At 38.3% G+C, this 11,963-nt stretch carries 12 protein-coding genes; all 12 read right to left on the reverse strand.

Translation table 11 applies throughout. The annotated features are described in order from the left end of the window. The 12 genes from NSS71_RS16600 to NSS71_RS16655 all read right to left on the reverse strand — a co-directional run bounded on the left by NSS71_RS16600 (window position 1) and on the right by NSS71_RS16655 (window position 11,878). Window positions 1–267, reverse strand: coding sequence for a PTS sugar transporter subunit IIB (locus NSS71_RS16600; protein WP_047942018.1), 267 nt, complete (start codon window positions 265–267; stop codon window positions 1–3). Next, window positions 267–707 (reverse strand): PTS sugar transporter subunit IIA, encoded by a 441-nt coding sequence (locus NSS71_RS16605; protein WP_336045006.1) that lies wholly within the window; start codon window positions 705–707, stop codon window positions 267–269. The genes NSS71_RS16600 and NSS71_RS16605 overlap by 1 nt, the downstream gene beginning before the upstream one ends. 16 nt (window positions 708–723) lie before the next feature. Further along, window positions 724–2,844: a BglG family transcription antiterminator gene (locus tag NSS71_RS16610; protein ID WP_047942014.1), complete on the reverse strand. Its 2,121-nt coding sequence runs from the start codon at window positions 2,842–2,844 to the stop codon at window positions 724–726. Between the two features lie 161 nt (window positions 2,845–3,005). Next, a complete protein-coding gene (locus tag NSS71_RS16615; RefSeq protein WP_172885252.1) occupies window positions 3,006–3,893 on the reverse strand; it encodes a hypothetical protein in 888 nt (295 codons plus the stop codon). Window positions 3,894–4,110: 217 nt separating this feature from the next. Next, entirely contained in the window at window positions 4,111–4,347 is a 237-nt protein-coding gene (locus NSS71_RS16620; protein ID WP_047942012.1) for a ferredoxin, read from the reverse strand. A 51-nt stretch (window positions 4,348–4,398) separates the two neighbouring features. Next, window positions 4,399–5,634: an amidohydrolase family protein gene (locus tag NSS71_RS16625; protein WP_095259227.1), complete on the reverse strand. Its 1,236-nt coding sequence runs from the start codon at window positions 5,632–5,634 to the stop codon at window positions 4,399–4,401. Window positions 5,635–5,655: 21 nt separating this feature from the next. Continuing rightward, window positions 5,656–6,978: an amidohydrolase family protein gene (locus tag NSS71_RS16630; protein WP_186440633.1), complete on the reverse strand. Its 1,323-nt coding sequence runs from the start codon at window positions 6,976–6,978 to the stop codon at window positions 5,656–5,658. 1 nt (window position 6,979) lies between these two features. Next, a complete protein-coding gene (locus NSS71_RS16635) occupies window positions 6,980–7,975 on the reverse strand; it encodes an ABC transporter substrate-binding protein (protein WP_047942006.1) in 996 nt (331 codons plus the stop codon). Window positions 7,976–8,023: 48 nt separating this feature from the next. Then, window positions 8,024–8,872, reverse strand: coding sequence for an ABC transporter permease (locus tag NSS71_RS16640; protein WP_123260435.1), 849 nt, complete (start codon window positions 8,870–8,872; stop codon window positions 8,024–8,026). A gap of 13 nt (window positions 8,873–8,885) precedes the next feature. Further along, entirely contained in the window at window positions 8,886–10,223 is a 1,338-nt protein-coding gene (locus NSS71_RS16645; protein ID WP_047942004.1) for an FAD-binding oxidoreductase, read from the reverse strand. A gap of 15 nt (window positions 10,224–10,238) precedes the next feature. Next, window positions 10,239–11,039 (reverse strand): ABC transporter ATP-binding protein, encoded by an 801-nt coding sequence (locus NSS71_RS16650; protein WP_047942002.1) that lies wholly within the window; start codon window positions 11,037–11,039, stop codon window positions 10,239–10,241. Window positions 11,040–11,065: 26 nt separating this feature from the next. Beyond that, window positions 11,066–11,878, reverse strand: a complete 813-nt coding sequence (locus NSS71_RS16655; RefSeq protein ID WP_047942000.1) for a creatininase family protein — start codon at window positions 11,876–11,878, stop codon at window positions 11,066–11,068. Window positions 11,879–11,963: the final 85 nt, after the last annotated feature.

Raw genomic sequence — 11,963 nt, forward strand, 5'->3', positions numbered from 1 at the left:
TTAAACGATATTTGCTTCAAGAGCTGTTTTAATTTCATTTGTATCAAAGTAATTATTAACGATAATGATTTTGGAGGAATGTCCTGCTAATGACTGGGATAATTCATTACTTGTAATGATAAAGTCAGGACGTTCGGCAGAAGCACTGGAAACGTCTGTGTTTTCTACATCTGCGTCTATCCCCATTTGGCGCAGTACATTTTCTACATTAATTCGTAAAATCAAGCTTGTTCCTTGTCCTAATCCACATACGCATAAAATTTTCATTAGATTTGTCCTCCTATTAATGGTTTAATCTCTTCATAGCTTTGTGCATTCAGTAGTTTTTCTACATTTTCTTGATTTGATAGCAGTGCCGTTAATTTTTGCAGCACGGTAACATGCTCTGTACTAGAGGAAGCGCCTAAAGCGAATACTAACCTCACTGGGTCATTAGAAGAATGACCAAATTTAACTGGTGTCTTTAGTCTGACAAATGATACACCTGCCTCTTTCACGCCGTCTTCTGGTCTTGCATGAGGGAGCGCTATATTTGGCGCAAGGACAAAATAAGGACCATTTGTTTGAAAAGAACGCACCATAGCATGTACATAAGTTTCTTCAACAAGTTTACTATTCATTAGAAGCTTCCCCGTGCTAATAATAGCCTCTTCCGGTGATGCAGCTTCTACATCTAAAGCAATTAGAGATTCCTCCAAAAATTTCATGTATCACACCTCCATGTTAGTTAACCAATTGCTGATCAATTAAGGATTGTTTCATATATTGATAGATATCCTGTGCTGTTTGAAGTTTGATTAATCTGTTCACTGTGTCTTTTTTGGAAAATAATCCTGTTAATTGGGATAAAGCCCTGAGATGTGATTCTTGATCCAAAGGAGCTAATGTAATGATTAAGGAAACATCATGCTTTTCATCATTTGAAAATGAAACGGCTTCTTCAAGTTTCAATAGACTGATGCCTAGTTTCTTGACGCCATCTTCTGGTTTAGCATGAGGAATCGCTACCTTCGGTGAAATAACAATATAAGGTCCATACTTTTCAATTTTTGAAATCATCGCATCTCGGTATGCTTCCGTAATATATTCACCTTCTATCAGGGAGCGAGCCGCTAATTTAATAGCTGATTTCCAATTTGGAACATTTAAAGTTGTCTGGATATGTTCTTCTTTTAAAATATCAAGTAAGTTTGGTTTATAGGCTTCGGTTATTGTCATTTCTGGACTATTTAAATATTGTCTTAATTCCTTCATCAACTCGTCTTTTTGATGTATCGTTGCATATCGTTCCACCACATCGATAATTCGATTTGTGGCAAGATGCTGCTTTTGCGTGCTATTAAAGATAACGTTTACTTTTTTTAATAAGCTTTCCTTTTCAGCATCCGATAGAATAGGACTAACGATAAAAACTGGTGTATCCTTTTTCTGAATCGCTGTTGTGGAAAAGACAAGATCAACATGATAGTTCTTCTTCTCATAATCTCTAACGGAAATAGAATCAGTAATATCAATTGTTGAGAATAACCCTTCTAATTGCTGTTTTAATATTTGAGAGGTGCCAATCCCATTTGCACACACGACTAATGCTTTTTTCCTAGTAATTAATGTTGTCCCAGCTCTCCTTAAGCACCCTCCAAAGTGAAAAGAAATATAAGCGATTTCATTTTCTGGCAGCTGCTTTCCAATCAGCTTTTCGAAGGGCTCAATCACCTTCTGCGTGAGGAAGTATACCTCTTCAAATTGGGATTTAACAGCGTCAACAATATTTTTTTCGACATCAAGTCCATATTTGACCCGATAAAAAGCAGGTTTTAAATGGAGAACGAGATTTTTCACCAGGGTTTCCTGATCATCAAATAAGGTACAAGCAAGGATTTGAAATTGATTCGTCATTATTTTGGCAATCTTCATTAACTCTTCTGAAAGGATATTGTCATTTAAATCTTCTTCCGAGTAATTAACACGCGCCCCTAATAAGTAAGTAGTTAAATAAATCTGTTCATCTTCAGGAAAGGTTGTTTGAAATATACGTTCGAGTTCCCTGCAAATTTGTTTTGCAACCAAAAATGCTTTCGTGTTCCGTAATACTTCCTTTTCCACTACATCCATTTTTATATATTTTGCTTGCGTTATTCTCATGCTAAATAGCATAAATCGCAAACTTAAGCTGTAAAGCATATTATCGGTAAACTTAATATTTAATTCTTTTTCGCTTTGGAACAGTAAATGATAAACTTGTTTCAGCAATGCTAAAAGTTGCTCACTGTTTTTGGCGTCGCTAAGTTGAATTTGCAGAGCAGCTACTAATGAATGCTGATTTTGGACGGGGATGGCAATCGATAAATAATACCCAATTGCTCTCCGAACTTCCGTTTCATCCCCTGATATGGTGTATCCTTGCTTCCGTTCAAAATCCAAATGAAGATGAAAAGAGCAAATATCCATTTTTAAAGATTTAATATCTTCAATAGTAGTCGTTCTACTAACTCTAGTTTTTTCCATTAGGTCTTCCAGAAAATATCGTTTTCCGCCCATTAAGATATAAATAGCAATCCATGCCTTGCGTTCATCTTGTGAGTATTCATAATGCCAGGCTTGGACTTTCTGTATGTTGGTTGGAATAAGCTTTTTCACTTTATCTGGAAGAATAAATCCCGCACTCCGCACTTTTTCCACCTTGTCGATTCCAAGGCTATCGAGCCAGTCATTGATTTTCTCTATATCATAATAGATGGTTCGGCGGGAAACATTTAATTTCTCTGTTAATTCTTCCACAGACATATATGAGTCTGCATGGATGAGTTGCATTAATATCGCAGTACTGCGTTTATCTAATGACATGTCATATTCCTCCTCGCACTTAAGTAATGTGCAAAAAGATAAAGGGCAATTGCTTAGCTTGATTCTACCCCCTATCTGTCTATATGGAAAGACCGATTATAATCAACAGCTTTTGTGCAAAATCGTACTCGTTAATCAGCATGATTCGAAAACAAATTTTATTATCTGTATATACGCTCTTCCCCGTTCCCCAAAGGATACAACCGATATTCCCATCTATGTGTACATTCCTCCAGCATATAATAGCCGTTCTCCTCATTCCTCACTATCCGGGAACATTGCTGTCTTGGAATCGTTCCTGACTCCTTGTCGTTTTCAACTTCTATCCAGCTTTCATTCGCTGATTTATCATAACGAACCTCTAGGCGATTACCATTAATCTCTATTGCTTGCCCATCCTCTTTCTTCTCCGCCATTTTCATAAAAATGTCAATCCTTTCCGTCATTTCTGACGAAAAGGATTGGTTTTCTTCCTTCTTATTTTGGATAGCATTATTACGAGTAGAAGTGGGATTTAGATACACATCCTTTTCTCCCTCTAGCGTTGGAAAACGAACCACATCCTTTGTAATCCATTGGGCGTTTTCCCACCCTATGGCACTTTCATCTCCCCCATCACCCATATCGGAAGAACGAACCATTACTCTAATGGGTTGGCCGTCAAGATGCTTGCCGATAAGTCCGAACTTTGTTTTGTAGAATTCATAATAATAAGTGGTTTCACCAAGGGTAAAATTCCGATGTTCAATCACTAACGACTGCCTGTTATCCGGAGAATCAATGGTCGTATAATTATTTTCCAAAAGGGAAACCATGAGCGCGTGTAAAAGCAAAATAGGAATACTGAGCATTAAACCAATTATCACCCAAAAGGAACGAATGCGTGCAGAACGAAATCCCATAATAGATAAAATCAAAATGTTAAGGATAAGCGGAAGGATATAACCAGTTGGCAGCAGGAAGATAAAATAATAGCCTGAAAAGTGCATGATGAGTAGTACTATATCCATTACGGCTAGTAAAGCCAGGGGCCATTTTGTTTTTGTCATTGTATCATCTCTTTTCTATAAATATATAGAATTTCTATGTAGATACTATATTTATACCTTATTAATTAAATAAAAACAACGACATTCACTAATTAAGCTGCTTTACAAGTAAAATTTATCCCCATCTAATTTAGACGGGGATGCCTTTATCTTTTTCTCAAAATAGACTCTATTCACTCTTCTCTTCCCCAAAAAACTGTAAACACATTAACAAACTTCAACTCTCCTCACCAAACGGACAATTCTCTACCAAAATAGACCCAGTCGGACACCCATCAAGTGCATCGAATAAATCATCATATAATTCATCTGCTAACGCTACTGTTCCTGTATTATGATCTATCATCACCTCTGATAATCCTTCCTCATCGTAATCAAAAATCTCTGGGGCCGCTGCTCCACATGCTCCGCACGCAATACATGTATCCTTATCAACCATTACATATTTAGCCATTCTTATCCCCCTTCCCTCCATTTCTAGCTCAAGCTTCCTCTCCTAATCTTTTCATTTCCAGCTAGTTCTCTCCGGAACAGTCTCTACCACTAACGCTCCTTTCCTAAATAAATACCTACATTTTGGTTGCTTAAAGAAAATCTCATATACATCTTTTACTGAAAAGCAGGCAAAATTCGCTTCTTTTCCTACTTCAATCCCATACTTATCCTTTATAGAGTAAGCTTGTGCTCCATTAACCGTAATCATGTTCACTATATGCTTCAGCTCCTCTCTTCCAGTCATATGTGCTAAATGAAGAGCCATGTGAGCCGCTTGAAGGATATTGCCATTTCCGAATGGGTAAAAAGGAGTTTGGATATCATCATGGGCAATGCATACATTTACACCCTGTTCCGCTAACTCTTTCAAACGTGTAATACCTCTCCCCTTTGGATGAGCATCTGCTCTCCCTTGCATCGTAGTGTTAACTAATGGGCAGCAGACAATTGTAACTTGAGCCTTTTTCACTAATGACATGACTTTGTTGGCATAGGCATCTGAATAATAAAGCATGGCATTAGCGTGGCTAGCGGTTACCTTTCCCTCCATTTTCTCCTGCATTGTCAGGCTTGCGACAACTTCAAGGAAACGAGAATGTTCATCATCGACTTCATCACAAAAAATATGAATTTCTTTTTCATATTTTTTGGCTAGAGAAAAAGCGAATTCCAATGATTGAATTCCTTCCTCTCTCGTATTTTCCAAGTGCGGAACTGCACTAACTGCATCAGCTCCTAGTAATATTGCTTTTTCTAACCGCTCTTGATTTTCCGGACAAGAAATAATTCCATTTTGCGGGAAAGCGATTATTTGAAGAGAAAGGAATGACTTCAGCTCTTCTCTTAATTCCATGATGGCATGCAAAGCTGTTAAGTCAGAATCGGAAATATCAACTGCTGCTCTCACATATAGCACGCCATATTCCATCAACATTTTAAGGGCTTTGAATGCTCTATTTTTCACATCTTCTTTAGTCAGCGATTGCTTTCTGACAGACCAAATATCAATTGCTTCTCCCAATGTACCAGATTGATTAAACCAAGGTTCCCCTGCTGTCAGCACCGTATCTAAATGCGTGTGCATCTCCACAAAAGGAGGCAGTAATACATTTCCTTCTAAATCCATTTCCTCATTCCCCATTAAATTGCTTGATGAAATGGAGTGGATTTTCCCATCCTTTATACCTATATTAGTAGGATTTCCCTTAAAAGGAAGCTGAGCATTCTTTAAAACTAGATCAAACATCTTCTCACTCCATTCATCTGTTTATCCCATCTCTACTAATCTACTTAAACTGCCTTCGCCGAATCGATGCTCGAATTGGGAGCTGCTAATCCAATCACCATCTTTGTATACATACCGCGCGGGAGATAGATTCGCAAAAAGATCATATATATTTGTAGCATCGAATAACACAAACTCAGCTACCCCTCCTTCTTTCATTCCATGGGCTTTTTTCCCAAAAATAGCAGCTGGAGTTTGAGTTATCATATTTAAAACAGCTATCAGCTCCTCTTCACTCGCCAAATGTGCTGTATAAGCAGTAAGTAATCCTATTTGTAATAAATCAAATCGACCAAAGGGATGAAATGGATCACTTACATTATCGGAGGCTGTTGCTAATCCGACCTTTTTCTGCAGCATTTCACGTACTCTCGTTATTCCTCTTCGAACGATTCCCTTATCTCCTCTGCCCTGCAAATACATATTGGCACCAGGCAAAGTGACAGCGTAGATATGTTGAAGAGCCATTTCTTCTATAATGCGATCGGACTTTTCTTCTGTCATAGCAGATAGAGAGCATAAATGCCCCGCCGTTACTCTTCCTTGAAAATCCCATTTCTTCGTATTATCAATAATTCTTTCAATCGTACAAATTTCCGGATTATCCTGTTCATCCACATGCAAATCAACGAACTTATCATATTTAGCGGCTAGTTCAAACAGCTGATCGATATCTTTCGTTGCGTTCGGTGATAAATGTGGTGCTCCGCCTATTCCATCTATCCCATAGGAAATCGCTTCTCTCAATACATCTTTTTCTCTTTCCGACTTCACCGACAAATCCGAGAACATCGGAACAACTTGTATAGTTACATAGGGCTTCAACAAATCCCTTGCCTCTAGTACCGCTTGCAGATGGCTTAATGCCAACTCATTCGATATATTCCATTCAAAGTTAACATGGGTTCGTATATGAGTGGTGCCATGTGAGAGTGCTTGAAGTGCTCCTTTCATTACTCGCCGTTTTATTTCGTTTTTGGAAAAAGAGGCAGCTTTTTCGCTATAATTTCTGATTGCTTCGATTAGCGTCCCCGACTTATTCGGCACCGTTTCTAAAGAGAATGCTTTATCAAGATGAGTATGGATATCAATAAAAGAGGGAAGAAGAATTCTTCCCCCCATATCTATTATTGGTTGATAATCTTCCTTACTGCTCCAAATGTCTTTAAATATGGAAAAATTCCCATTTCTCTTTTGGGTTTGTGGTTCTACTTTTGTATACATGCCGTTTTGAATCACAATGGTATAAAGCTTTTCCGTATTCAGCAATGGCAAAGAAACATTGATCAATTGAATATCCTTCATCTTATTCACCTAAATAATCATTCGTAAATATTTTTGAAACATCTTCTTTCTTTTTAATAATGCCAAGATCCAGCAGCTCATCTTGGAGCATTGTCCAGCGTTCATCAGACATATAACCAAATCCATGCTCTTTTGCATCCCCGCCGAAAATCAACTCTTCTTCTGCTTTCGCTCCGTAATCCATTAATTCCATGGATAAATCAGGATTTTTCTCCTTTAAAAAAGGATTAATTTCGTCTGAATGGTCACGGTAATATTCCCAGCCTTTTACCGTTGCTTTCATAAAGGATTGAACCAATTCAGGATTATCTTTAATAACATCCTCTGTCGTGAAAATAACATTGGCATATGTTTCAAAACCAGAGTCATGAATGAATAAGTAGTCTGTTTTTACTCCATCCTGCTCTAAAACATAAGGCTCCGAAGTAACATACCCTTGCGTGACGGCATTAGGGTCATCAATAAATGTTGCCAATGATCCGGTATAAGCCATATCCTTCACTTCTAAGTCATTTGCCTTCTTAATATACTCCCAATAGCCACTGCCTGGTGCTGTGTATACTGTTTTACCATCTAAATCCTTGAAATCCTTTAATGCACCTTCATGCCCTATTAATACTTGAGGACTTTTTTGAAAAATTGCGCCAATTGCTACTAAAGGTATTCCTTTATCTCTGGCGATTAGAACGTCCTCTGCTTGCGTATAACCAAATTGGGCTTTGCCAGAAGCGACTATTTGTGTAGACGAAATTTGCGGACCGCCTGGCTCAATCGTCATATCAAGTCCTTCTTCTTTATAGAAATCCTGTTTTAAGGCGGCATAGTTCCCACCATGCTCCGGCTGAGCAAACCAATTTGTAACTAATTTAGCTTTCGTTAATTCTCCATCCTTAGAGCTTCCGCCTGATTCCTTCGCATCTCCACAGGCCGTAAGCAGCAACATAGACATAGCAGTGACGAACACACCAATTTTTTTGTATGATTTTATTTTCCTCATTCACTAATTTCCCCCTTTACGATTATCTAGTAAAAAATCACATGCCTATTAATTGTCTCGTTTCATTTCTGATTCATGCCAGGATCCTAAAACCCATTTTGACAATAGATTGACCAACAGGAAAAAGACAATCCCTAAAATACTCGCAGAAATTCCACAGGCAAATAAGTAGGCTGTTTCCATGCGACTAGAGGCAACGGTAATCGCATAGCCTAACCCACCGTCTCCACCGCCAATGCCTGCAATATACTCCCCGACAATGGCACCAACCACAGCAAGGGTACAGGAGATTTTCAGCCCTGCCATAATATAAGGGAGGGCAAAAGGAATGCGGACCTTCCACATAATTTTCCATTTAGACGCTTGGTACAAGGTTAGTAGATTAATCATTCCTCGATCCGTTGCATTTAAACCCACTAAGGTATTCGACAGCATTGGAAAAAATCCAATCGTAAAGGCAATAATGACAATCGCATTTGTTCCAGATCCGAACCAGATAACAATGATCGGGGCAATCGCGACAATCGGAATCGTCTGGAGAAGAATGGCGTAAGGATACAAGCTTCTTTCCAGCATTTTCGAACTAGCCATTAATATTGCTGCAATGACTCCCCCAATCACACTAAAAATAAATCCAATGATAGAAGCAGTAATCGTTTTAGTCACTGCATTTCGCAAGTTCTCCCAGTTCTCTAGTGAAGCTTGAAGAATATCTGTTGGTTTCGGCAATAGATAGGGTGGTATTTGAAATAGCACGGTACCGTATTGCCAAAGGAGCATAAACAATACAAATACAATCAAAGGGGGAATCCAAACGCTAAACGCTTTCGTCCATTTTTTATCCGTTTTTATTCCTATTATCTGCACTTCTGTAACCTTTTGTGATGCTTGTTCCATAATATCCCTCCTTTTAAATTATCTCTGATTCTTGTTTCACCGGAATCTTACCTGGATTTAGTAAATCGAAAGGATCATTTTCTCGTTTCTTCATTAAGATTTTTTCCATTTTCAGATTATAACCGCCAAATCCAAGTAAGTACGTATGGGGATCATTAATTTCCACTTCTATCGTTCGGCAGAAATCAATAATTTCATATAATCTTTCTTTTGACTGATAGAGTATGACTGGTAAGGAGGCAGGAGTAATTTTTCCTTTTATCTTGATATACTCAAAGTGAAATTGAATCTCCTCTCCAAATTCAGCCCTCAATGTATCCATCTGTTCAAAAATACGATCAACCTTAAATCTAGCTTGAAGGTATGTCATATTCTCACCATGTTTATGAGCCCAAAGGGTTGCATGATTCCATGTAAAATCAGATACCTTTAAACCTTTATGATAGTTGTTAGCAGGTATCATTAAATCTGTACTTCCTTTATATTTATCTACTAAGCTTTGTAATGCATCCAAACAGGACTCTTCTATTTCTAGCATCGTAATAGATTTCTCCTCATGAAGAACGTCTTTTAATGAATGAAAGTGAGAAGGAATCGGCCATTCACACACAGATACGAGACGTTTTGTTATCTCTTCCTTATGGGCTAACTCATCCCCAAATTTCACCGCCTCTTTAAAGGTCGGGAAGGAAATGATGTGCTGGGTCCACTCTTGCTTCTCCTCCACTGGTAAAATAGCTTCTAACACAATTCCGGTTGTCCCGTAATTATGTATATAATCTTCTATTTCCTCTCCTACTACCTCAAAGATTCTCGGCTCGCCTTCAAAAGTCATCACCGTCACACCTAGAATATTGCCATCCCATAAATTACCCCACCGAATGGAACCAATTCCACCCGAACCTCCGCACAAGAAACCACCTACTGTCGCAGTCATAAAAGTGCTTGGATAAATCCTTAGTTCTTTTCCTTGTTTTCGTAATTTTTTTTCTAATGCGCCAAGACGCATTCCCGCCTGTACTTTGACGGTATCTTCTTTTAAATCTAGTAATTTATCCATTTTCGTTAAATCAAGCACAATTCCACCTTTTAAAGGAATTGCCTGTCCATAGTTACCTGTTCCTGCTCCCCTAATCGTTACAGGTACTTTATTTTCGACTGCAAAAGTTACCAACCCTTGTATCTCTTCTATCGATGTCGGTTTTACTACACAATCAGCTACTTTATCTTTTAATTCTTCGAATAGTACGGGCGAATACCAGTAATAATCCTTAGACAATCGTTCTCTTAAGTTATCACTTACAATGACCTTCTCTTCTCCCACTAACTCTATTAATTTATCTAACCACATAAAAATCACCACCTATTAAAATTGTAAATAATGAGAAACCTTTGCTGCTATATCACTAAAATGATGGGAAGTTCTTAATTCAGCATTTCTCGGAAAGGGTAAGTCCACTTCGACTGTATTTTCTATCTTTCCTGGACTAGGGGTCATTACGGCAATTTTCGTTGATAAATATACGGCTTCAAATACATTATGGGTAATGAATAGAACGGTCATTTTTTCCTTTTCCCATATTTTTAATAACTCTGCTTGCAAGTTTTGTCTCGTTATCTCATCTAATGCGCCAAAGGGCTCATCCATTAATAGTAATTTTGGTTTCGCCACAAGCGCCCTGGCAATCGATACCCTCATTTTCATGCCGCCAGATAATTCCCTTGGCAAAGCTTTGCGGAAATCCTTTAATCCTACTAATTCCAACACTTTTTCTGCCATTTCCTCTTTTCGCTTTTTAGGGATTTGCTGGAATTCAAGTGGAAGCAAAATATTGTCCATTACATTTCTCCAAGGTAATAAGGTAGCATCTTGAAAAACGAAGGATACATCTGTGCTCTGTTTTTGAGCTTGACGAGGGCTCTTCCCTAGAATCGTTAGTTCTCCATCTGTATGTTCAATCAACCCGGAAATCATCTTAAAAATCGTTGATTTTCCACAGCCTGATGGACCAACAAAGGATACAAACTCTCCCTGTTCAATATCGAGACTGACATTTTGAACGGCTGTTTTCCCATTTGGATAAATCTTATTAACATTTTGGAGATGAACAATCGTTTCATTTAAAGGATGCAGCTTTTGTCCTTCCATCACATTGGTATTTTGCATACAGAACCTCCTCCTGAGTTTTCGAATTATATTATGCTTTTGACTGTACGAAGATCGAAATGAATCATTTCCTTAATAGCACCGGCAAAGCTTTCACTAACTAATTGGAGAATCTGTTCCCCTTTTTCAATGGTCGCACTAGCAGCATCTCCCGCAATTCCTGTTTCCGATATATCCTTCATCACCCACGCAAAGTAACTGTTTCCTTTCAAATATAAATGCTGTGTATCTTCAGGTAAGTGGACAAACTCTGTTGGACTAAGTTCCATGTCCACCCATGCTTCTTTTAACGCTAACACCATGGACGTCTCGACCTCGCCTCCATGAATCCCGTACTTTTGTTCCTTATCAGAAATAAGGGAATGTAGGACCGAATAATCAGGGTTTAGTCGAAAGACATTCATCCCTGTTTCAATCCGTACTTCTCTTGCCATCATATTTAGAAGATCATGATTCCCTCCATGCGTATTGAACAGAAGCAATTTTTTAAACCCACTTTCCTTTACACTTTTCGCAATATCACGAATGACAGCCTGTAAAGTGTCTGCTGACAATGTTATTGTTCCTGACATTCCTAAATGCTCTGTACTCTTTCCATATGGTAAGGATGGTAAAATCCAAACATCCTCATCTGGGATTAAATTTAATGCTTCCACTAACAGCCCTTCGCCTATTAAAGTATCTGTATAAACAGGCAAGTGTGGTCCATGCTGTTCTACTGCACCGATCGGCAAAATAACAAGTGCGTTTTCCTTATCTAATTCCTTAATTTCTTTGGACGTCAATCTAGGTAAGAACCTTTTTTCAAAAGCATGACCGCTATATCTACCATGTAACATCTTTTCCCATCTCCCTTTAAGAAACCTATGAATTTTCGTACCCCTCATCCCAAAATCAACTTTTTATGCCACACCATTACGACTG

It is taken from the genome of Niallia sp. FSL W8-0951 (assembly GCF_038006525.1).
Lineage (GTDB): Bacteria > Bacillota > Bacilli > Bacillales > Cytobacillaceae > Niallia > Niallia circulans.